Annotated in this window: 21 protein-coding genes and 1 pseudogene; 18 read left to right on the forward strand and 4 right to left on the reverse strand. The window is 30.6% G+C overall.

Annotation, left to right across the window (positions count from 1 at the left end):
- The first annotated feature begins 11 nt into the window (after positions 1 to 11).
- Genes JMO20_RS00805 through JMO20_RS00815 form a run of 3 tightly spaced genes read left to right on the forward strand, consistent with a single transcriptional unit; the run spans position 12 to position 4,260 of the window.
- Positions 12 to 689, forward strand: coding sequence for an ABC transporter ATP-binding protein (locus JMO20_RS00805; protein ID WP_202707247.1), 678 nt, complete (start codon positions 12 to 14; stop codon positions 687 to 689).
- Positions 690 to 1,865, forward strand: coding sequence for an ABC transporter permease (locus JMO20_RS00810; RefSeq protein ID WP_202707248.1), 1,176 nt, complete (start codon positions 690 to 692; stop codon positions 1,863 to 1,865).
- A gap of 46 nt (positions 1,866 to 1,911) precedes the next feature.
- Positions 1,912 to 4,260 (forward strand): S-layer homology domain-containing protein, encoded by a 2,349-nt coding sequence (locus JMO20_RS00815; protein ID WP_202707249.1) that lies wholly within the window; start codon positions 1,912 to 1,914, stop codon positions 4,258 to 4,260.
- A 61-nt stretch (positions 4,261 to 4,321) separates the two neighbouring features.
- Here JMO20_RS00815 and JMO20_RS00820 read toward each other — a convergent pair whose 3' ends face one another.
- On the reverse strand, positions 4,322 to 4,936 hold the full coding sequence (locus JMO20_RS00820; protein WP_202707250.1) for a DUF421 domain-containing protein: 615 nt from the start codon (positions 4,934 to 4,936) through the stop codon (positions 4,322 to 4,324).
- A 261-nt stretch (positions 4,937 to 5,197) separates the two neighbouring features.
- Between JMO20_RS00820 and JMO20_RS00825 the strand changes: the two genes are divergently transcribed.
- From JMO20_RS00825 to JMO20_RS00840, 4 genes are all read left to right on the forward strand, one after another.
- Complete coding sequence (locus JMO20_RS00825; protein ID WP_202707251.1) at positions 5,198 to 5,479, forward strand: autorepressor SdpR family transcription factor; 282 nt, start codon at positions 5,198 to 5,200, stop codon at positions 5,477 to 5,479.
- Positions 5,463 to 6,098: an SdpI family protein gene (locus JMO20_RS00830; RefSeq protein WP_202707252.1), complete on the forward strand. Its 636-nt coding sequence runs from the start codon at positions 5,463 to 5,465 to the stop codon at positions 6,096 to 6,098. The genes JMO20_RS00825 and JMO20_RS00830 overlap by 17 nt, the downstream gene beginning before the upstream one ends.
- 276 nt (positions 6,099 to 6,374) lie before the next feature.
- Positions 6,375 to 8,198: a thiamine pyrophosphate-dependent enzyme gene (locus tag JMO20_RS00835; protein WP_202707253.1), complete on the forward strand. Its 1,824-nt coding sequence runs from the start codon at positions 6,375 to 6,377 to the stop codon at positions 8,196 to 8,198.
- A complete protein-coding gene (locus JMO20_RS00840; protein WP_243414597.1) occupies positions 8,188 to 8,784 on the forward strand; it encodes an indolepyruvate oxidoreductase subunit beta in 597 nt (198 codons plus the stop codon). Before JMO20_RS00835 ends, JMO20_RS00840 begins: the two co-directional genes overlap by 11 nt.
- A 185-nt stretch (positions 8,785 to 8,969) precedes the next feature.
- Here JMO20_RS00840 and JMO20_RS00845 read toward each other — a convergent pair whose 3' ends face one another.
- The gene (locus JMO20_RS00845; protein WP_202707254.1) at positions 8,970 to 9,866 is read right to left on the reverse strand and encodes a fumarylacetoacetate hydrolase family protein; all 897 of its coding nucleotides are present in this window, start codon (positions 9,864 to 9,866) and stop codon (positions 8,970 to 8,972) included.
- 334 nt (positions 9,867 to 10,200) lie between these two features.
- Here JMO20_RS00845 and JMO20_RS20540 point away from each other — a divergent pair.
- From JMO20_RS20540 to mnmA, 5 genes and pseudogenes are all read left to right on the forward strand, one after another.
- Positions 10,201 to 10,557 (forward strand): annotated as a pseudogene (locus JMO20_RS20540) (peptide-methionine (S)-S-oxide reductase); the annotation flags it as partial.
- Positions 10,558 to 10,584: 27 nt separating this feature from the next.
- Complete coding sequence (locus tag JMO20_RS20545; RefSeq protein WP_341533968.1) at positions 10,585 to 10,773, forward strand: hypothetical protein; 189 nt, start codon at positions 10,585 to 10,587, stop codon at positions 10,771 to 10,773.
- A gap of 31 nt (positions 10,774 to 10,804) precedes the next feature.
- Positions 10,805 to 11,086, forward strand: coding sequence for a hypothetical protein (locus JMO20_RS00855; RefSeq protein ID WP_202707256.1), 282 nt, complete (start codon positions 10,805 to 10,807; stop codon positions 11,084 to 11,086).
- 74 nt (positions 11,087 to 11,160) lie between these two features.
- Positions 11,161 to 12,081 (forward strand): DUF4846 domain-containing protein, encoded by a 921-nt coding sequence (locus JMO20_RS00860; RefSeq protein WP_202707257.1) that lies wholly within the window; start codon positions 11,161 to 11,163, stop codon positions 12,079 to 12,081.
- A 64-nt stretch (positions 12,082 to 12,145) separates the two neighbouring features.
- Positions 12,146 to 13,237 (forward strand): tRNA 2-thiouridine(34) synthase MnmA, encoded by a 1,092-nt coding sequence (gene mnmA, locus JMO20_RS00865; RefSeq protein WP_202707258.1) that lies wholly within the window; start codon positions 12,146 to 12,148, stop codon positions 13,235 to 13,237.
- 97 nt (positions 13,238 to 13,334) lie between these two features.
- On the opposite strand, the gene JMO20_RS00870 is transcribed toward mnmA, so the two are convergent.
- Positions 13,335 to 14,486 (reverse strand): M15 family metallopeptidase, encoded by a 1,152-nt coding sequence (locus tag JMO20_RS00870; RefSeq protein WP_202707259.1) that lies wholly within the window; start codon positions 14,484 to 14,486, stop codon positions 13,335 to 13,337.
- 374 nt (positions 14,487 to 14,860) lie between these two features.
- Here JMO20_RS00870 and JMO20_RS00875 point away from each other — a divergent pair, with 374 nt between their 5' ends.
- The 3 genes from JMO20_RS00875 to speD all read left to right on the forward strand — a co-directional run bounded on the left by JMO20_RS00875 (position 14,861) and on the right by speD (position 18,286).
- On the forward strand, positions 14,861 to 15,994 hold the full coding sequence (locus tag JMO20_RS00875; RefSeq protein ID WP_202707260.1) for an HD-GYP domain-containing protein: 1,134 nt from the start codon (positions 14,861 to 14,863) through the stop codon (positions 15,992 to 15,994).
- A 129-nt stretch (positions 15,995 to 16,123) separates the two neighbouring features.
- The gene (locus tag JMO20_RS00880; RefSeq protein ID WP_202707261.1) at positions 16,124 to 17,308 is read left to right on the forward strand and encodes a class I SAM-dependent methyltransferase; all 1,185 of its coding nucleotides are present in this window, start codon (positions 16,124 to 16,126) and stop codon (positions 17,306 to 17,308) included.
- Between the two features lie 180 nt (positions 17,309 to 17,488).
- A complete protein-coding gene (gene speD / locus JMO20_RS00885; RefSeq protein WP_202707262.1) occupies positions 17,489 to 18,286 on the forward strand; it encodes an adenosylmethionine decarboxylase in 798 nt (265 codons plus the stop codon).
- A gap of 50 nt (positions 18,287 to 18,336) precedes the next feature.
- Here speD and JMO20_RS00890 read toward each other — a convergent pair whose 3' ends face one another.
- Entirely contained in the window at positions 18,337 to 18,708 is a 372-nt protein-coding gene (locus tag JMO20_RS00890; RefSeq protein WP_202707263.1) for a hypothetical protein, read from the reverse strand.
- A 162-nt stretch (positions 18,709 to 18,870) separates the two neighbouring features.
- Here JMO20_RS00890 and JMO20_RS00895 point away from each other — a divergent pair, with 162 nt between their 5' ends.
- The 3 genes from JMO20_RS00895 (at position 18,871) to JMO20_RS00905 (ending at position 22,333) form a co-directional block, all read left to right on the forward strand.
- Entirely contained in the window at positions 18,871 to 19,944 is a 1,074-nt protein-coding gene (locus JMO20_RS00895) for an FAD-binding protein (RefSeq protein WP_202707264.1), read from the forward strand.
- Between the two features lie 131 nt (positions 19,945 to 20,075).
- Positions 20,076 to 21,209 carry an SPFH domain-containing protein gene (locus JMO20_RS00900; protein ID WP_202707265.1) on the forward strand — a complete coding sequence of 378 codons (1,134 nt, stop codon included), beginning with the start codon at positions 20,076 to 20,078 and terminating at the stop codon, positions 21,207 to 21,209.
- An 11-nt stretch (positions 21,210 to 21,220) separates the two neighbouring features.
- On the forward strand, positions 21,221 to 22,333 hold the full coding sequence (locus JMO20_RS00905) for a TFIIB-type zinc ribbon-containing protein (protein WP_202707266.1): 1,113 nt from the start codon (positions 21,221 to 21,223) through the stop codon (positions 22,331 to 22,333).
- Positions 22,334 to 22,355 lie beyond the last annotated feature (22 nt).

Here is a 22,355-nt window from a genome sequence, read left to right on the forward strand (position 1 = left end):
GGGGTGAAAATATGATTAAGATTGAAGATATGAAGAAAATATATAAAATGGGATCAAATGAAGTTCATGCCCTCGATGGGATTTCTTTACATGTAAAAGAAGAGGAGTTTGTGTCTATAGTCGGACCATCAGGATCAGGAAAATCAACTTTGATGAATATGATAGGTTGTCTGGATAAACCTACATCAGGCAAGTATTCAATAGATGGTAAAGAAGTAAGTAAAATGAAAGACAATGAACTTGCTGATATACGTAACAATAAAATAGGATTTGTATTTCAAAGTTTTAATTTATTACCGAAACTAACTGCAGTTGAAAATGTTGAGCTACCATTAGTCTATATGGGAGTTGGTAGGAGTGAAAGGTATAAAATGGCTGTAGATGCATTGAAGCAAGTAGGTTTAAGCAATAGATTAGATCATAAACCTAATGAATTGTCAGGAGGCCAACAGCAGAGAGTAGCCATAGCCAGAGCCCTTTCCAGTAAACCTCCTTTGATACTGGCTGATGAGCCAACAGGAGCCCTTGATACTAAATCAGGGGATGAGATTATGAATATGATAAAAGAACTACACAGTTCGGGAAAAACAATTGTATTGATAACCCACGAGTTATATATAGCAGAACAGTCAAAAAGGATAATTACTTTGAGAGATGGGAAAATCCTAGAAGATCGTGGGGTGGTATAGGTGAAATGGCTAGAATCAGTTTTTATGGCATTAAAGAGCATCGGTTCAAATAAGGTTAGGTCAGCCCTTACTATGCTAGGTATTATAATAGGAGTGAGTTCTGTTATAACAATGGTAAGTTTAGTCCAAGGTTCCACCCGTGAAGTAACAGATCAATTTAAAAGTATGGGTACAAATAATATTACTGTATCAATTATGACATGGGGGAGCACGAGATCTGTAGATCCTGAAGATATGGTGGAGCTTGCAGATGATAATATTGATATAATAGAAGGATTAGCACCTCTAGTAAACAGTGGAGGAACGGTAAAAGTAGGTAGAGATAATATTTCTACAAGAGTGCAAGGAACAAATAAAGCATATGGGGTAATAAATAACCATAATGTGACTCAAGGTAGATTTATTAATGTTTTAGATACTGAAAGACGATTAAAGGTGGCTTTAATTGGCTCCTATGTTGCTAATGAACTATTTAATGGAAAAAATCCTTTAGGAGAAACGATAAAAATAGACGGGCAACCCTTTACAGTAGTTGGATTACTTAAGGAAAAAGCTGGTGGAGCACAACATTCCGATGATGATGTAATAATAATACCCTATACTACTGCACTAAGACTTACTAGAGCTGAATCAGTAGACACCTACTTTGTTCAAGCAAAGAATGCTGAAACAGTAGATGTTGCTATTGAAAAGTTAGAAAGTTTTTTACTTGAAACATTAAAAGACCCTAATTTCTTTTCAGTATATAATCAAGCAGAATTTCTTGAGAATTTAAAAGAAGTTCAGGGAACCTTAACCCTTATGCTTGGTGGAATTGCAGGAATATCCCTTTTAGTAGGTGGAATAGGTATTATGAATATAATGCTAGTTTCAGTAACAGAACGCACGAAGGAAATTGGTATAAGAAAGGCTCTTGGAGCAAAGAGAAGAAATATATTACAACAATTTTTGATAGAATCTGTTGTGGTCAGCTCCATTGGAGGCATACTGGGTATATTAAGTGGTATAGGAATCGCAAAACTTATAGGTAATTTTATGAAGATAAATGCTAGCCCTTCATTATTTATTATAATGTTATCATTTAGTTTTTCAGCTGTAATTGGAGTGTTTTTCGGATTGTACCCAGCTAATAAAGCTTCAAAGCTTAACCCTATACAAGCACTAAGAGTAGAATAATAAATTTACTTTAATTATAAGAATTTCTAAAGAGGAGTTGAAAACTATGGGAAATATACGGAAATGGTTTACAAGATTTTTAGCAGTAGCGATGTCCTTTATAGTATTACTAACGGCAATAGGCACTCATGTCGTGTTTTCTGACGATGCTTTTGAGACAAAGCAAATGGAAGCGGCAAATCATTTGTTGAATTTAGAGTTTATCAGTGGAGATGAGAATGGTAATCTTGAATTAAATAAAGAAATTACAAGAGAAGAGTTTGCATATATAATAGTTTCAATAACTGACCTTAATGAAAGGGCAGAAGAAATGGCTTCGAATTATTTATTTCCAGATGTAAGCAGAGATAGATGGTCCAATGGAGCAATAAATGTAGTTGTTGATAAAGGTTATCTAACAGGAAAGCTTGATGGGTATTTTCATCCTGAAGGTAGTTTAACATATGCAGAAGTAATTACTTCTTTAGTTAGGTTATACGGATACGATGACTCAGAAATTTCAGGGAAATGGCCTGAAAGTTATGATATCAAAGCTAAAAACATAGGAATAACAGATGGGGTTGAATTAAAGAATAATTCTATAATAACTAAAGGGGAAGTAGCAGTTTTAGTTTATAATCTATTAAACGCTACTTCAAAGGATGATACAGATATAAATTTTGCTGAAAGTAATAATTTATTTAAAGATTGTATTATATTAGAAAACTCAAATACATCAGATATGTTATCGGCAAATGAAGTATTAACAGATAAAGGAACTTTTTATCTAGAAGATGGTATGGGAAGTCTTGAGCCTGGTGAAACCTTTAGATTAAAAATTGAAAATGATATAATAACGAAAGCATTTGAAGATTTGAGTAATGTAAAGAGAATAAGTGTGGAAATGGCATTAGGTAATAAAGTAACTTATTCTCTTGGGAATTATAATGAAACTATGACCCTTCCTAGTAAAACAACATATTACTATAAAGGTGAAATGATTGATTATAGCGAAATACAAGATATTATTGAAGTGAACAGTTCAATCGTATTATCTATGAATGAAAATGGGGTTGGATATGAATATGGAGTGATATACGATCCTGTATATAGTGAACCAGAAGTAGCAATGAACTATAGTTTAGCAGACGGAAAGCTAGGTGCTATTAAGATAGATAAAGATACTAAAATTACCAGAAATGGAGAGATAATAAGTATCGAGCAAATTGAAGATGAAAATATAGTATATGAAGTAAGGGACATATGGGAAAAAAATAAATTTATTTTAGTAGTTGATAATAAAGTTAGTGGAGAAATAGAATACATACTTCCAAATAAGTTATCTCCAAAATCAATTACAATAGACGGCGAAAGTTATGAGTTAAGTAAGGATATAGATTTAGGAAAAATATCTAATAGAGGTGTATTTCAAACTAATGATATGGTAACTTTAATGCTTGGTAAAGATGGAAAAATTGTTGATATATCAATGTATAGCAGTGAAGATAATTCTTATTATGCATTAGTTTTAAATCAATACACAGAAGAATCAATTTCTATTGAAGATTTTGGGAAAAAACAAAAGTTTGTTAAACTCCTTCATACTAATGGAGCTACAAAAACTTATAAAATTAATTTAGATAATAAGAGTTATAATGGAAAGCTGGTTAAATATAAAGTTTTAGACAGGAATATTGATGATGATGAAGATGATTATGAAAGTGTTAGTTTAGAGATTCTTAAAGATAAAAAACCGGAATCCCATACCATAGACAAATATGAAAAGAAAATAGATTCAAATTATTTTGCTGATAATGTAGTAATATTTAACCTAGTTAATAATATATATGGTGGAGATTCTGAAGCCTATATAATGGGATGGGACGAACTTCCTAATGGACCTATTGAGAAAGGAAAGGTAAAATATCTAAATAAAGTTGGAGATTTCCAAGATGTCAATGTAATGTTCGTGGAAAATATACTAGACGAAAACTGCTATCAAGGTATAGTAACTAAAACTACTATGGCCTGGGATCCTCAGAATGGAACAACATATACCCATACAATATTAGTTAATGGAAATAAATACACAACTAATCATCATGTTAATGGTATGAGTAATGGAGATGTAGTAGAATTAGAAATGAAGGATAATAGAATAACTTCTATTCAAGGTATTAAGTACCCTTGGGTAGAATCTTCAGAAGTGCAGGCAATTGATTCATCGAGGATTAAAATTAAAAATGAGATATATAAATTTGATGATAATATTGGAATATACTATGTAGAAAATGGAGATTATGATATGAAAGGAATTGACGATATTAAATCTAAAAATAGGCATGGAAGGGTTAAAGTCTATCTAGATAAATCTACAAAGTATGGTGGAAAGGTAAAACTCTTAATATATTATTAATAAGAAAAATATTGAGATATAGTAGAACAGGTGGGTTATAGAATATAACTTGCCTGTTCTTTTATTTTGAATCCTTTAAGTCTACATATAGACTCCCAGAACTATCTACTTGGCAGAGAAACACATCAGAAACATTAGAAATATTATTAGTTTTTAACTGAGTTTCAAGCCAATCTTTAGTAAAATTTTTACTATAAAGATTCTTTTCAATAATAGTACCTTCTTTTATAACAGTAATTGGTAACTCAGATTTATTAACAAAGATATTTAAATCTTTTGGAGTAACTGGCTGATTTTTGGAATCAAGTAATATGCTTATTTTGCCTTCAGGCTCCATAAAAGCAAATTCAACATCACTTATATTGAATACTTTTTTACTTCTTAGCTTCTGCATTAAATTATCAGTTGATAGACGCATATGTTTTAAATTTTTTTCTAATATTTTTCCATGGGAAATGACTAGGGTAGGCTCTCCTTCAAAAACTTTCCTTGCATAAGGAGATTTTAAGCTTATAATACCAATAATATAAGTTAAAAGTGGAAATGCAATAAGGGCTATAATATAGTATATAGGATTATTATTTGTATCTGTCATTAAGCCAGAAGCTAAAGAACCTAAGGCAGCAGCAGAAGCCATGTTTGAATATGTCAATTTGCCCATTTCTTTTTTTCCCAAAAGTCTGAGCATACTCCATATAAGAGTGAAAGCAATTAGGATTCTCAATGCTAAGTTTAATAGAGAAATTTTAAACACCCCTTCAAATAAGGAAATTGCATAAAATCTAATATGCAATTTCTCCAAATATATTTTATTATAGTATTTGTTGTTAAATAAAAAAAAATTCCCTTTATCATATTGACAATAAAAAATTTCAGTGATATCATTTTATTAAACATTTAGACAATTATCTAAATATATAATAGAAAAGGTGATTTTATGAATAAAGCATTTAAAGCACTGTCTGATCCAACAAGAAGAAAAATACTAGAATTATTAAAGGATAATGATTTAACAGCTGGGGAGATTTCTGAGTGCTTTAATATTAGTAAGCCTTCTATAAGCCATCACCTAAACATTCTTTCTAACGCAGAATTAGTTTTAAGAGATAAACAAGGGCAACATGTAATCTATTCTTTAAATACAACTGCTTTACAGGACATTTTGAAGTGGACATTTGACTTTGTAGAAGGAGGAAATAAAAATGAAAATAAAAATTAGCAAAACTTTATTGGTATTAACTATTGTATCCTTCATTGCTACACTATTTGTTTATGGCTCTTTACCAGAGGAAATACCTATACATTGGGGAATTAATGGTGAGGCTGATAACTATGCAGGTAAACCTTTTGCATTACTCATTGGTGCCCTACCTTTTATATTATTAATTCTAATGTTAGTTTTGCCTAAAATAGACCCTAGGAGAGAATCCTATGAACAACATAAAAAGGCATATCAAATTACAACAATATTGATAGTAGTTATTATGATAATTTTTCACTGGATTGCCATATTAAAAGCACTAGAATACAATATAAATATTTCACTTATTATAAAATTGGTAATTGGAGTTATGTTTATTATACTGGGTAACTATATGACTCAAATACGACATAATTATTTCTTCGGTATTAAAACTCCATGGACTTTAGCAAGTGAGAATGTCTGGAGAAAAACCCACAGGGTAGGTGGATATGGCTTTATGATTAATGGATTCTTATTCTTAGTCACAATACCATTTAAAAATATTCTTGCAATGGTTCCAGCTATATTTACAGTAGTTTTTATTATAGGAATTTATGCATATTCATATATTCTATTTAAAAAGGAAAAAAAATAATATAAAGCAATCAGTGAACTTGTTCTGATAAATAGATTATTTCAAGTAGTTCTTTAGTGAGAAAAGACTCTATCTCTTAGTAGGTAGAGTTTATTTTTTTATAATAGTTATTTGATATAACTTAGTATAAATAGGTATTAATTGTAACTATAATAAATAAATTTGAATCAAACCCTTAATTAAGAGGAAAAATAGAGAGAAAATAGAACTGTGAATTAAAATGGTATTTATTGGGTATTAAAGATGAGTAGTAAATTTTAAAATGGGAGTGATGTAATGGAAACTATAGAAAAAATAATGTTAACTGGCAATCAAGCTATTTCTAGGGGATTCTATGAAGCCGGTGGTCTTATTGCAACGAGCTATCCAGGATCTCCAACCGTTGGTATAATTGAGAATACTAAAGCTTATGAAACAATTTATTCTGAGTTTTCAACCAATGAGAAGGTTGCATTGGAAGTAGCTATTGGAGGATCATTTAATGGTGCTCGTTCAATGGTTGCTATGAAGCATGTGGGAGTTAATATCGCTGCTGACCCTTTAATGACATTTACACAAACTCCTATAAATGGAGGATTTTTATTAGTTACAGGTGATGACCCGGGGCTAGCAAGTTCGCAAAATGAACAAGATAATAGAATTTTTGGTAAGTTCGCCAATATGGGTATATTAGATCCATCTGACAGCCAAGAAGCAAAGGATTTTACAAAAGAAGCTTTGAAAATTAGTGAAAAATTTCAGACGCCTATGATGCTTAGAATAACAAGTAGATTATGTCATAGTAGAAGTGTTGTTGAAGTTAAGGAACGGAAAGAAAAAGAACAGTCGGAAATGGATACTAAAACAGGAGAGTATTGTATGATACCTCCTGGGTCTAGAAAAGCTCAATTCTTTATGAAAGAAAGACTAGAAAAGCTCGAGAAATTTGCCTATGAAATAGAAATAAACAAACTTGAACTAAAGCAAGAAACTGATACATTAATTGTTACATCGGGGTTATTATATAATAACTTAAAGGAAATTGCTCCAAATGTAAGCATTTGGAAGTTAGGATTAATTTATCCTATTTCAAAAGAGAAGGCCAAGGAAATAACCAGTAAATTTAATAGAGTTATAGTTTTAGAAGAAATGATGCCTTTTATAGAAAACGAACTTCAACTTATGGGGATAGAATGTGAGGGGAAAAAGTATTTTTCATTTACTGGAGAATTAGATGTGCCTGATATAGAAAAGGGACTATATAATGCAGGAATTATTGATAATATGCCCGAAAGAATTGAAGAATTTGTTGAAACAGTGGCAAGATATCCTGTGTTTTGCACTGGTTGTCCCCATAGACCAACCTTTGACATACTTAAAAAATCAAAAACTAAGATTATAATTGGCGATATAGGATGTTATTCTCTATCAGCTTTACCACCCTTTGAGCAATCCAATTCAATAATTAGTATGGGGGCGAGTATAGGAATAACTAAAGGATTGCGTAAGGCAAAGGTCCTAAATGATAATAATGAACCAATAGTTGCAGTAATTGGAGATGGAACATTCTTTCATTCTGGATTACCATCTTTCGTGAATCTATTACATAACAAGGAAGATAATGAAAATATAACAATTATCATATTAGATAACAGAACAACTGCAATGACTGGTGGTCAACATAATGGTAGCTCGGGACTTTATAATGAAAAAGATGATATGAAAGTAGGTATTAAAAGTCTACTTGAGGGCATAGGTTTTGATAGAGTAAAGGAAATTAATCAGTATGACTACAAATCTGCTAAAAAGCTATTTGAGGAAGAAATTGCATATGAAGGTCTATCCATTATAGTTGCCAATGGTCCATGTGCTCTTAAGTATAATATGGAAGAACCTTATTTTTATGTTGACCCTGAGATTTGCATCAGCTGTAGGTCATGTATTCGTACTGGATGTCCACCTCTTAGAATGATAGAGTATGAAGGCATTGATAAACTCAAATCATCAATAGATGAAGACATGTGTGTTGGATGTAGTGTATGTGCTCAAGTCTGTCCCGTCAATGCTATTAAGCAATCAGAGAAGATAGATAGAGAAGGCGGTGAGTTCATTGGCAACTAATATTATGCTTGGAGGAGTAGGTGGTCAGGGTCTAGTTTTAATGACGAAAATAATATGTCAGGCAGGCTTGATGGATCAATATGATGTTAAGAGTAATGATGTAGTAGGGTTATCTCAGAGAGGCGGCATGGTATGGGGAAATGTTAGAATTGGTGATAAGATATATTCTCCAAATATTAGGCCAAAGGAAGCAGATATTCTTTTGGGTATGGAGCCATTAGAAGCCTATAGATGGTGTTCACTCTTAAAAGATAAAGGCAAGATAATACTAAATAGCAAAAGATTTTATCCAGTACCAGTGCAACAGGAACAAGAAAAATATCCAGAAGAGGATATTGAATCAATGAAGAAAAGATATGAAACTTTTGAAATAAATGCCTTTGACGAAGGAGTGAAACTTGGTAAGAAGCAAGTAGCTAATGTAATACTAATTGGTATCTTAGCAAAGGTGCTTGAGAATGAAGGGGAAACCCCAATAAAGGTCGATATATGGAAGGCATCAATAAAACAAAATGTGCCTACTAAAGCTATTGATATGAATATGAATGCTTTTGATTTAGGTTATAATTTTCCTCGCTTTTATTAATTCAGAAGTATTTAGTAATAGAAGAGGGAAAAAGAGAGAATCAATGGATGAAAATAAAAATGGTTAATTCATAAAATAAAAGAGCTAATCAGCCTACTACTAATTACGCTCCTTGCATTAACAGACTTTGTTATTTCTGTCTACTGGAAAGGAGAATATTATATTAGGCAATAGCTCTTTTATTATTATTTTACAATATTTACGAGAGTTCCAATACCCTCTATATAACATTCAACAACATCTTTAGATTTTAAGTACTTTGGGGGGGTAAATCCAAAGCCTACACCTGAAGGAGTTCCTGTTAATATTATATCTCCTGGATTCAATTCTATGCCTTGGGATAAATCACTTATTATATACGAAATATCAAAAATCATATGGCTTGTGTTTGAGCTTTGTCTTATGTCTCCGTTTATATTGCAAGAAAGGTCTAATTCAACTGGGAAAGGAATTTCACTCTTATGGATAATATATGGTCCCATAGGACAGAAGGTATCTAAGCTTTTACCTTTAAACCACTGATTTCTACCTTTTTGTATGTTTCTAGCAGTTATATCATTACCGATTGTATAACCGAATATATAATCATAGGCATCTGCTTTAGATATATTTATTCCTTTTTTTCCAATTATGACAGCTAATTCAACTTCATAATCTAAATGTTGAGTTATATGTGAGTGATTCTCTATATAGTCTTCATTAGCAATAACACAATTTGGTGACTTGGTAAAGTATACTGGTTCATTTGGAAGATTTGAATCTGATATCGTTTTATCTTTTAGTTCATTTACATGGTCTTGATAGTTTTTTCCAATACAAAATATATTTCTTTTAGGCTTAGGTATAGGAGCACAGATAACTACGCTTTTACCTAGAATTTTATCAACGTTGTCTGATGATATTATACGCTTAATAGAATCAATTAGGTTGTCATCAGATATTGAGATAAATTCAATCATGTTCGTTGGACATTTAGCATCTAAACTATCAAAGATATTTGAAAAAGGTATAACATATTTACGATCTCTTGACAATACACCTGACTCCATTTTATTGTTATAACGATAGGTCAGAAAATACAAACAAATCACTCCTCTATAAGAATCTCATGAAATTATTCTATTGCAATTTTGCGAAAATATCTTGAAGAAAAATATAGTGAATAAAATATTTCTAATCTCATATATTGATTAGTACCCTTTCACTAGTGAAACAAACTCTTTTTGGAGATAGTTAGTACTTATTGGTTATTATTAGAATACCATAAAATAGTTATTCAGAAAACCGAGAAAAATTGTTTATTTTGGGTAAATTAATAATAAATCCAATTGTTTAACTAAACTATTAAGGAAGGAGATTATTATGGATAATTACAATACATTAGCTACATTTGCAATGGGTTGATTTTGGAGTCCTGATGCTAGGTTTGGCATTGAAAATGGTGTGAAAAGCACAAGAGTAGGATATTCAGGAGGGGAAAAACAAAACCCAAGCTATACAAATATTGGAGATCATACTGAATCAATTCAAATAGAATATAATCCTGATGAAATTGCATATGAAGAGCTTTTAGATATTTTTTGGAAGAATCATCAAGCTGATCGTCCAGTAACTAGCACTCAGTATAAATCTATTATTTTCTTTCATAATGAAGAACAGAAAAAGCTAGCGGTAGAAACTAAGAAAAATATTGAGAACTCATTAGGCCGAAAGATGTATACAGACATAAGACCATTCAATAATTTTTATATAGCTGAAAATTATCATCAAAAATATTACTTAAGAATGGTTAGAGAGCTTATGGGTGAGTTTGAAAAAAAATATATAAATAGCAAAGCATTTATAAGCTCTACAGTGGCAGCTAGAGTAAATGGTTATATTAAAGGATGTGGCACTATAGCCAAATTAGAAGAAGAGATAGATAGCTTTAACCTATCAGCTAAAGGTAAAAAAAGACTTTTTCAAATAGTTGAAGGTTATGGCAAATAGAATTTTTTCTAAAATTTAAGGAGGAAAAATGATGAGTAAATTAGAAATTAGGTTTATAGTCTTGGAATTTCTAAAGGAGAATCCTTATACAACAATAGAAAATATAAGAAATAACGTAATTAGTGCAATCAAAGAAAGAGGATTAGAAGCATCTAAAAATGATGTTTTACTAATAAATACGATTATATGGGATATGATTATGAATAGAATTTTAACTCCTGGTATTGATGAGAATAATCTAGACTTACCATATATACATGTAAGTAATATGGATAAATTAAAGAATAAACTGAAGGAAGATATTGATCTTTAAATAATAAGAAGCTTTTTTAAAGTATTCTTAAGTATGATATTTTTATGATCTAAATTTAAATTGGAGTGATAGGTATGAAGAAGCATACATCTTTAATAATACTATTATTACTATTAACTTCTTGTAAGTTAGATAGTGAAGGTATAGATAAAAGTTCTTCACTACAACGAGAAAATCATATTCATAGTGAAAGTGTTGATATAGAAAAAAATGCAAGCAGTATAAATGTTGATAGAGAAGATAAATTTATTGATGAACAAGGGAATACAATAGAAACTAGAATAAAAACTCCTAAGGGCTATGGTAGAACTCAAGTTAAGGAAAATTCTTTCGGTGAATATCTTAGAAAATTGCATTTGAAACCAGATGGATCGAAGGTTTTATATTATAATGGACAAGTAAAAAATAGAGAAGTTCATGTTGCTGTAATAGATATGGATGTGGGAGAAAGAGATTTACAACAATGCGCTGATGCGATTATGAGATTGAGAGCTGAATATCTATTTGAACAAAAGAAATATGATAAAATACATTTTAATTTCACTAATGGCTTTAGAGTAGATTATATAAAATGGATTCAAGGAAATAGAGTAAAAGTGGAAGGTAATAATAGCTATTGGACTCAAAGCACAGATTACTCCAATACATATGAAGACTTAAGAGAGTATTTAAATATGGTTTTTGCATATGCAGGTACGTTATCATTATCAAATGAATTAACTAGCATACAAGATGACGATTTAAATATAGGAGATGTGATAATACAAGGAGGAAGTCCTGGTCATGCAGTAATTGTAGTAGATATGGCTGAGAATATCCAGTCTGGAAAGAAAATATTTTTATTAGCACAAAGTTATATGCCAGCTCAAAGTATTCATATTTTAAAAAATCCTATGAATAGTGATTTAAGTCCTTGGTATGAACTTAATTTTAATGATGAGCTTCATACTCCAGAATGGACTTTTGATAGAGATGATTTTAAGAGATTTAATTAAATCTTACTAGAAAAGAGAAGATTTAAAGCTTTAATAATGATTGTGTTAAAGGTAAGGTGATTTAATGGAATTAAATAAGAATAAAGTAGTAGTAGGTATGAGTGGTGGGGTTGATAGTTCACTTGCAGCATACTTATTAAAAGAGGAAGGGTATGAAGTCATTGGAATTACAATGAGATTATTTGATACATATGATAAAGATGATAATCTAGTGTACCCAGATTTTATAGAGGATGCAAAGGTAGTAGCTAAAAAGCTTTGTATCCCCCATTATGTAGTTGATTTTAGGGAAGACTTTAGAAAAAAAGTTAAGAATAGATTTGTAAATGAGTATTTTAAAGGTAGAACACCTAATCCTTGTGTTATATGCAATAAGTGGATTAAGTATGGTAAATTATTAGAAGTTGCCCATAGAATAGGTGCCTATTACCTAGCTACAGGTCATTATGCAAATGTTAGATATGATGAAAAATCAAAGAAATATAGAATATTCAGAGGAATAGCTGAGAAAAAAGACCAGTCTTACTTTTTACATTCTTTAAATCAAGGACAGCTAAAGCATGTTCTTTTTCCTCTAGGAAAGTATTCTTCAAAAAAAGAAGTAAGAAAAATAGCTAAGGAAATTGGAGCTAGAATATCTAAGAAAAAAGACAGTGTTGGAATATGTTTTATAAACAATGGAGACTATGCTAGCTATTTAAAGGCACAAGATTCTAGTCATACATCAGCTAAATCTGGTAATTTTATTGATATTAAAGGAAGGATTATAGGAAAACATAATGGCATAATAAATTATACAATAGGGCAACGAAGAGGAATAGATGTTGAAAGTGAAAAACCAATGTATGTAGTTGAAATAGATTCAGAAAAAAACACAGTTAAATTAGGAGAGGATAAAGATACCTATTCTAGAGGGTTAATAGCAAGAGATCCAAACTTTACTTTATTTAAAAACCTAGAATCAGAAATGAAAGTAGAGGTCAAGGTTTGTCAGTGGGGTTGGTTTTTGGCGGCTACGTTATCTCAAATGGATAATAGTAACATTCAAGTACTATTTGATAAAAAAGAAAGGGCGATAGCCCCAGGTCAAGCAGTTGTATTTTACAAAGATACTGAGGTTATTGGTGGAGCAACTATAGAAAAGGTAATAAAATGATAGCTTTTATATGATATTTATCTAGCAATTAATAACAATAGTAATCATAATATAGTTATTCTAAAGTAAATAAAAAAAGGATGGAACCATCCTTTTTCTATTTAATAACATCTATACTTTTTAGAAACTCTTCTAGAGTTAAATCATTAGAATCAATAATTTCAGCAACTTCTTTTCCAACATATCTTAAATGCCAAGGCTCATACATATATCCAGTAATATCTTCTTTCCCTTTTGGATATCGAATGATGAATCCATGTTTATAAGCATTTTCTTTTAGCCACTTTCCTTCTTTAGTATCTGCAAATTTTTGAGTTAATCCCATGTTTACACTCCTTGAAGTAACATCTAAGCTCAATCCAGTTTGATGCTCACTTTCTCCAGGTCTTGCACTAAATGTGTTTGCTTCTTCCTCACCATACTTTGCTACATTAGATTCAAATACGATTTTCTGTGTATTGTAGGATCTATATCCTGAGGCTCCATATAACTCGATTTCATCTTCTAAAGCAGCTGCAAAGAGATCTTCTATAGCATAAGCAGCTTCTGCTTCCAAATATCTATAAGGAACGTCTTCTTTAAATCTAAATACTACGTCGGGTGCCACTAATTCACTTGGTACAAAATCGGACGATAAAGGAATTTGTTTATTTGCAATTATCAAAATATCCTTATATTTTTCATATAATTTTTTATATCTGTTTTTTGGATTCCTTGCTACTTCTATATCAACTTTTATATCTTCAATAACCCACTCATCATTTAGGTTGTCAATAGTAGCTATTAGTTCATATTTACCTTGTTCTTCAGAGTCAATATTTTGTACAATGTGATATTTATCAGTCATTTCTTTTAACTCATAGTCCTGATTTAAAAGCAAGAGTAAAGGAGGTTCTTTATCCGTAATATATAATCCATCTTCCCTATCTTCATAATAGGAGTTAACATATTGAGCTGCTAAATCTTCATAAGCAACTTCGGAAATAAAACTTATAATTTCTGACTTTGAAGAGAATTTCTTAACTTTACCATTTTCATCTACTTCCTGAATAAAACGATTATTAAACTCAGTAAATATTTGGTCAACATCTTCTTTAGTTAAAGACTTGTCGGTATTATTGTCTTCATTAATTTCATTTGTACTATTTTCATCTAAATTGCTATCTCCTGGCTTTGTTGATTTAGTTAATTGTAAGCATCCAACCACTAGGATAGCTATAGATATTAATACTATTAATAGTTTTTTCATCGATTTCCTCCTTCATTATCTGTAGTAAGTATTGCACACAGCTAGATATAATATTAAGTTAAATATTATAAAATACTACCATAAATGTTATAAATCTATTATAATGGGTGAATATAAGGTATTATGTCAAAATAAAACATGAACTAACAACATACACCATGATTCTCTATTATTATATCACACTAATAAAATTAAGAAATAATTAAGAAATAATTTATCAGTATTGTAATATAAGCAAAGCCGAATATTTGAATTTTATGTAAATTTGTTGTATAGAAAGGCGATTTAATGCTATTTATTACAAAAAAGTATTATCTAAAATTAGAATTATCCTATACAATAAATTAGAGAATGATATTTTGTGGAGGGAAATTATGAATGTGAATAGTAGTGAAGCAAGTCGCCTTGGTGTAGGTGATGATAACATCTACACTAAGATGGAGTTGATACTAGACATCTTTGAGGATATGCATATTTTAACAAAAGAAGATTTTTTAAAGAGAGTCTTATATAGTTCATCTGATGTAATTCCAGAGGTTGAAAAAGGATCATTTTTTGAATTAGTTGATGACAAATATAGACCGATATTAGCTATGGGATATGATTTTGAAGTGCTTAGTAAGCTAGAATTGGATAAAGATAAAGCATTTATTGGCTTTGAATGTTCAAAAGATGTGGATGTGCAAGTCTATGAGACATATATTTCCGAGAGAGATAACGCAAAATTTTCTGATAAAACTATTGAAATATTTAAAGAGCTTGGAACATACTCAAACTTTACTTCTTTATATGCTCCAATCAAGGTTGAAGGAGAATGTGTAGGACTTTTGAGCTTAGAAAACTTTAATAATCAAGGCTTTAGTTCATTATCAAAGAAGATATTGAAATATTATGCAAGACTTATTTCAAAGTTCTATAGCCAAATGATTCATCGTGAAAGAGAAACAAAACGCTACTATGATGTTGTTACAGCTTTGGTTTCAGCTATTGAGGTTAAGGATGTTTATACACAAGGTCATGGAAATAGGGTTAGAAAGTATAGTATTGAAATAGCAAAAGCCATGGAGCTTAGTAAAGAACAGCTTGATATCGTATCTATTGCTTCTTTGCTACATGACATTGGTAAAATTGGAATTCCAACTAGTATTTTAAATAAGCCTGGACCTCTAACTGATGAGGAATATGAAGTGATTAAGCAACATCCTATATTCTCAAAAAAAATATTAAGTAAAATAGATGGATTTGTAGAGGTCAAAGAGATGACATATGCCCACCATGAGAACTTTGATGGTTCAGGTTATCCTTTAGGACTTAAAGGAATTGATATACCTATAGAAGCTCAAATAATCCAAATAGCTGATGCATTTGATGCTATGACATCAGAAAGAGCCTATAGAAGAGCGATGTCAAGATCAAAGGCAATAGGAATAATACAGAAAGAGGCAGGTAGACAATTTCATCCTAAAATAGCTGAGATCGCCATAGATAAAGTTTTTAAAGTAGTGTAGTTACCTATATTAGAGACACATTTTAGTCTATATTATTGTAGATTGAAATGTGTCTTTTAGCATTCGACAGCTATAAATGATAAAATTTGGTATATAATATATACAATAAGATAACATGGGAGAGATGGTATGGAAAACTTAAGAGGATTATTAGAAGATGTAATCATGAATGAAAAGATAATATATGGAGTACTTAGTAATCTTAAGCAAAAGAATGGTGTAGAGTTTAATAAAGTAAGCTTAAAACCTGTAAAAATTAAAAGTGAAATAGTGATTCAGCTTACTTATCATATAGGAAAAAAGGTAGAACATTACAATTTAAGTTATACTGAGGGTGTAGATAGACTTGAAGAGCTTATGATTAAGTATTTTAAACAGACTAATTTATTCACTACAGAAGCAGATTATCAAATATTTATAAATAAAAAGGGGAAAAATAAGATACTCAAGAAAAAGCCCACAAAGGAAAAGGCCCCTTTAAGTCATAATAAAAAGAAAAACTATATCATTGAGGAAGGAGATTTATGTCCTTTCTTAATAAAGCTTGGAATAATGAATGATGAAGGTAAAGTTTATAAAAAGAGATATAATAAGTTTAGGCAAATTAATCGCTATTTAGAGATAGTAGCCGATGTAATACCAAGCCTTGATAGTAATGGAATAATTAATATAGTTGATTTTGGTTGTGGTAAATCGTATTTAACATTCGCTCTGTATCATTATCTAGTTAATATACTTAAGTATAATGTTAATATAGTAGGATTAGACTTAAAGTCTGATGTTATAAAGAATTGCAATAAGTTATCAGAGGAAATGAATTTTGAAAATCTTAAGTTCATTCAGGGAGATATAAAGAATTTTGAAGAATTTAAAAAGGTAAATATGGTTTTAACCTTACATGCCTGTGATACAGCTACTGATGATGCTTTAGTAAAGGCTGTAAATTGGGATGCAGACATAATTTTATCGGTTCCATGCTGTCAGCATGAGTTGTTGAATCAAATTCATAATCCAATCATGGAGCCAATGATGAAACATGGAATTATAAAAGAAAAATTGTCTACCTTGATAACGGACAGTATAAGAGGCAATATTCTAGAGATATTAGGATATTCAACTCAAATCATGGAATTTATAGATATGGAACATACACCTAAAAACATTTTGATAAGGGCAATTAAGAAGAAAGAAAGCAATCCAAAATTAATAGGTGAATACACTGAGTTCAAAAAGGTTTGGGGGATAAGTCCTTATATAGAAAAAGCTATGGGTGAGAGATTACATAGGATTCTACAGAACGGTAAGGAAATATAGAATTTTTTTTTAGGATTATGTTATAATGAAATATTGTGGATATAACCATATGATAAGAATAAAATCGGTATATTCTATAAAATAAATTTATTATGATTTAAGCTGAGTAAATTAATCTTGACAATAATATTTTAAGATGTATAATTTTTATGAAAAGTTATTTAGAAATGGGGAATTACATTGAAAAAGAAACTAAAACTATATGGATTTAACAACTTGACTAAATCTCTTAGCTTTAATATCTATGATATTTGTTATACTAAGTCCGAAGAAGATAGAAAGAGATATATAGACTATATCGATGAGCAGTATAATTCTGAAAGATTAACTAAGATATTAACAGATGTTACTGAGACAATTGGAGCTAGTGTATTAAACATAGCAAAGCAAGATTACGATCCTCAAGGAGCTAGTGTTACTCTTTTGATATCAGAAGAAGAAGTTCCATTATGTGTGTTAGACCCATCATGTAATAGAGGAATCTTAACTCCTACTAGAGAAAATATAGTTGGGCATTTAGATAAGAGTCATGTGACTGTTCATACTTATCCTGAAAGCCATCCCCAAAATAATATTAGCACCTTTAGAGTAGACATTGATGTATCTACATGTGGAGAAATTTCTCCATTAAAGGCGTTAAATTATCTTATAGGAAGCTTTGATTCAGACATAATAACCATTGATTATAGAGTTAGAGGTTTTACTAGAGATGTAGATGGTGAAAAACATTTTATAGACCATGATATTAATTCTATACAAAACTTTATTGAAGATTCCACGTTAGAGAAATATAGTTTAATAGATATGAATATATATCAATCAAATATATTCCATACAAAAATGAAATTAAAGGATATTTATTTAGATAATTATTTATTTGAAATGGAAGAAAAAGATTTAAGTAGAAGAGAAAAGGAAGCTATTGTAAGAAAACTAAATAAAGAAATGCAAGAAATTTTTTATGGTATTAATATTTAGCATGGCAATAATAAGGAGTTAAAGATTTCAATCTTTAACTCCTTTATTATTTATTCTGACTTATCTGTTTCCTTCCTTATATCAACCTTTAGTTTACCATTATCAATATAAGCAATAATAGCAGCATTGTAATCATTTTTTCTAGCTATTATTACGTTTTCCTGTCTTCGTTCGACTATTTTCCAACCTTCGTTAATTAACCTTTGCTCATAGTCATGTAAAAAGGCTTGCATATTGTTACTTTCAACAACATAAGTAGTTATAGGCTCAGGATTTCCTAATGTTTCGTCATCTTTTGTAACTTCTAGCTTCATATTTTCAATCATAGGCATTTCAGGGAATTTTTCGGGTTTGCTGTTATAGGAACACCCACTAAAAATGAATACTATAACTAGAATAACAAGAAGCTTCTCTTTTTTCATAAAAACACCTCTATTTATTATGATGATTTTATTATTATTCTAGAGCTGATTTTTTATTCGAAATTAAGATAAGTAAAAAGGGAAAGATAGAGGATATTATTGTTAAGTGTTGAATAGATTTAAAGTGAACTATTTTAAAGCCAATTACTGAGAGGTGAATTTATGTATGACATTGTAATAATTGGAGCAGGTCCTTCTGGATCAATGCTTGCAAAGTTAATCGGAGAGAGATATAAAGTTCTAATAATAGATAAAAGAGATTTCCTAGATACTGGAAATAATAAAATTAATAAATGCTGTGGAGGTTTATTAGCTCCCGATGCGCAAAACATTATTGCTAAATTAGGATTAGGAATACCTAAGGAAATATTAGTAGATCCTCAGCTTTTTGCAGTTAGAACTATTGATATGAACAATAATATTGAAAGATTATATCAAAGGTTTTATTTTAATATGAATAGAGAGAAGTTTGATAAATGGTTAGTTTCTATGATTCCAAAGGATGTTAATAAGCAATTTAACTCTGTATTTAAAGGATTCAAGAAAAATACTGAAGGCTATATAGTCAAATACGTTAAGGATGGTAAAACGGTAGAGGTAAAATCAAAGGTTTTAATTGGTGCAGATGGAGCAAATTCAAAAGTAAGAAGAATGTCATTTCCTAAAAAGGTATCACCAAAAACTTATATATCAATTCAAGAGTGGTATGAGGCAACTGATTATATGCCTTACTTTACAGCCATATTCGATGAAGATTTGAGTGATTTTTATTCTTGGATCATTCCTAAAAATAATAGCATTTTATTGGGTGGAGCTTTCAATGTTGGGAATCAGTCCATAGAAAAATTCGAAAAATTAAAAAAGAAGCTATCAGATAGGGGATTTTCATTTGGAAATAAAATTAAGACAGAAGGAGCTTATATATATAGACCAGTAAATACTAGACAATTATTTACTGGAGAAGGAAATATAGCCTTAATAGGAGAAGCCTCTGGAGCCATAAGTCCAAGTTCTGCAGAAGGATTCAGCTATGGCTTAAAGAGTGCACTATATTTATCTCAAAGCCTTAATCAGGGGATTCATGGATTTAATACTAGATATAGCCATAAAATGAAATCTCTTAAACTAAATGTATTTTTAAAAAATCTTAAATCTCCAGCAATGTACAATCCTTTTTTAAGAAAACTAGCAATGAAGTCAGGGCTTCAAAGTATACATTATGATAAAAATGATTAGGAAGTAGTATTAGATATCATATGATATTAATTGAAATAATTGTATGTTGAAAAATTATACAAGTTTATAATTTTTAGATAAGTAAATAGAGCATAATATGAAAAATATTTTAATATAAAGGAGGAATTTTGATGGGGCTTTTTAAGTTCATTAAAAGTCAGTTTATCGAAGTAATTGAATGGACAGATAATACAAGTGACACAATGGTATATCAATTTCCAGTAGAAGGAAAAGAAATTAAGATGGGAGCACAGCTTACAGTAAGAGAATCACAGGCAGCAGTATTTATAAACGAAGGAAAAATAGCAGATGTTTTTGGGCCAGGGAGATATATTTTAACGACACAAAATATGCCTGTTTTAACAAAACTTAAATCATGGAAGTATGGATTTGACTCTCCCTTTAAAGCAGAGGTTTATTTTGTAAACACAAAACAATTTACAGATCAAAAATGGGGGACTACAAATCCAATCATGATGCGTGACTCTGAATTTGGAATGCTTAGATTAAGAGGTTATGGTAATTATTCCTATAGGGTCACTGACCCCGAAAAATTCATGAAAGAAATATTTGGGTCTAATAGTAACTTTACTACTCATAAGATAGGGGGACAACTTAGAAGCTTAATAGTATCTGGGTTAACCGATCTACTTGGTGAAGCTAAGATTCCAGCTTTGGATTTAGCTATGCAGTATGATGAACTAAGTGAGATGACAAGAGAAAAATTAGATCCTAAATTTAATAGTTATGGTTTTTCAATGACATCATTTTATATAGAGAACATTTCTCTACCAGAAGAAGTTGAAAAGGTAATGGATAAGAGAACTTCAATGGGCGTATTAGGTAATTTAAATCAATACACTCAATATCAATCAGCTGAAGCCATAAGGGATGCAGCACAAAACGAGAATGGTATGGCAGGAGCAGGAGTAGGATTTGGTGCAGGAGCAGCTATTGGGAATATGATGGGACAATCCTTGAAAAATTCAGAGCAAAATCCTACACAACAACATAACAATAAGATTACATGCCCCCATTGTAATGGTCAAGTATCAGCTTCGGCAAAATTCTGTAGTTTATGTGGTAAACCATTAGAAGAACCTAAGAAAAAATGTTCTAAGTGTAAAGCGGAAATTAGTAGTAGTGCAAAATTCTGTCCACAATGTGGAGAGCCACAAAATATTAAAGTTTCTTGTGATAATTGTGGTGCTGAAATATCATCAAATACGAAATTTTGCCCAGAATGTGGAAATAAAAGGGAGTAGAGGTGATATAGATGAGTCAAGAACTTAGTAAGGCAAAGACTAAAACTAGTACGGAAAAATTTGAATGCACATCCTGTGGTGGAGACATGATATTTAATCCGAAAACTCAGTCATTAAGCTGTTTATATTGTGGAAATAAGGTGGAAATAGAGCAAAAAGATGATATTATTCAAGAGTATGATATTAACTCATCTATAGATGAAGATTCTTCAGACTGGGGAAGTGAAACTAGAGTAATTCATTGTAATGACTGTGGAGCAGAAACTGTGATGAAGGAAAACTCTGTAGCTCAGTTTTGCGCATTTTGTGGATCTTCCCATATAATAAAACAAGATGAGATTCCAGGAATAAAGCCTGAATCCTTGATTCCTTTTAAAATTACAAGAAAAGAGGCAAAGGGGCTTTTTTCAAAATGGTTAAAGGGTAAATTTTATGCTCCTAAGAAAGCAAAATCAAATAATAAAATGGATAGATTATTAGGAGTATATATTCCTTATTGGACATATGACTCGGATACTCACTCTAATTACTCGGCAGAGCGTGGAACATATTACTATGTCAATGAAACCCATGTTGTATATAGAGATGGTGAGAGAAAAGAAGTAACGAGGAGAGTTCGTAAAACTAGATGGAGACATGTTAGTGGCTCATATGATTTGTATTTTGATGACCTACTTGTAAATGCCTCTCAACATGTTGATTCTAAAATTATAGAAGAAATAGAACCATTTAATTTAGAGGAGTTAGAACATTATGAGCCAGAGTATTTATCAGGATTTACAGCTGAAAGATATGCTGTTGAACTAGAAGAAGGATGGGAAGCTGCAAAACAGGCTATTCACCCTGAAATTTACAAAAGAGTAGTCAGAGAAATTGGTGGAGATACTGTTAGAAATGTTAGGATAGATACTAATTTTAATAGCATACTATTTAAGCACATATTACTACCAGTATGGATGTCATCATTTAAGTATAAGGAGAAAGTATATCGTTTTATGATTAATGGACAGACAGGAGAGGTACAAGGAGAGTCACCAGTAAGTGCACTTAAAATTATTTTAACTATTTTAATTGTTTTATGTATTGCTGCAGGAGGATTTTGGTTTATACAAAATGGAAGATAGTATTTGAATATAAAAAAGGCAG

Source organism: Sporosalibacterium faouarense (assembly GCF_016765695.1).
In the GTDB taxonomy this organism is placed as follows: domain Bacteria; phylum Bacillota; class Clostridia; order Tissierellales; family VENL01; genus Sporosalibacterium; species Sporosalibacterium faouarense.

Excerpts from the sequence above, each read along its gene's own strand:
- JMO20_RS00805 (WP_202707247.1), top strand. The coding sequence starts at position 12 with ATGATTAAGATTGAAGATATGAAGAAAATATATAAAATGGGATCAAAT.
- JMO20_RS00815 (WP_202707249.1), top strand. The coding sequence starts at position 1,912 with ATGGGAAATATACGGAAATGGTTTACAAGATTTTTAGCAGTAGCGATG.
- JMO20_RS00825 (WP_202707251.1), top strand. The coding sequence starts at position 5,198 with ATGAATAAAGCATTTAAAGCACTGTCTGATCCAACAAGAAGAAAAATA.
- JMO20_RS00830 (WP_202707252.1), top strand. The coding sequence starts at position 5,463 with ATGAAAATAAAAATTAGCAAAACTTTATTGGTATTAACTATTGTATCC.
- JMO20_RS00835 (WP_202707253.1), top strand. The coding sequence starts at position 6,375 with ATGGAAACTATAGAAAAAATAATGTTAACTGGCAATCAAGCTATTTCT.
- JMO20_RS20545 (WP_341533968.1), top strand. The coding sequence starts at position 10,585 with ATGGGTGAGTTTGAAAAAAAATATATAAATAGCAAAGCATTTATAAGC.
- JMO20_RS00855 (WP_202707256.1), top strand. The coding sequence starts at position 10,805 with ATGAGTAAATTAGAAATTAGGTTTATAGTCTTGGAATTTCTAAAGGAG.
- JMO20_RS00860 (WP_202707257.1), top strand. The coding sequence starts at position 11,161 with ATGAAGAAGCATACATCTTTAATAATACTATTATTACTATTAACTTCT.
- mnmA (WP_202707258.1), top strand. The coding sequence starts at position 12,146 with ATGGAATTAAATAAGAATAAAGTAGTAGTAGGTATGAGTGGTGGGGTT.
- JMO20_RS00870 (WP_202707259.1), bottom strand. The coding sequence starts at position 14,486 with ATGAAAAAACTATTAATAGTATTAATATCTATAGCTATCCTAGTGGTT.
- JMO20_RS00875 (WP_202707260.1), top strand. The coding sequence starts at position 14,861 with ATGAATGTGAATAGTAGTGAAGCAAGTCGCCTTGGTGTAGGTGATGAT.
- JMO20_RS00880 (WP_202707261.1), top strand. The coding sequence starts at position 16,124 with ATGGAAAACTTAAGAGGATTATTAGAAGATGTAATCATGAATGAAAAG.
- JMO20_RS00890 (WP_202707263.1), bottom strand. The coding sequence starts at position 18,708 with ATGAAAAAAGAGAAGCTTCTTGTTATTCTAGTTATAGTATTCATTTTT.
- JMO20_RS00895 (WP_202707264.1), top strand. The coding sequence starts at position 18,871 with ATGTATGACATTGTAATAATTGGAGCAGGTCCTTCTGGATCAATGCTT.
- JMO20_RS00900 (WP_202707265.1), top strand. The coding sequence starts at position 20,076 with ATGGGGCTTTTTAAGTTCATTAAAAGTCAGTTTATCGAAGTAATTGAA.
- JMO20_RS00905 (WP_202707266.1), top strand. The coding sequence starts at position 21,221 with ATGAGTCAAGAACTTAGTAAGGCAAAGACTAAAACTAGTACGGAAAAA.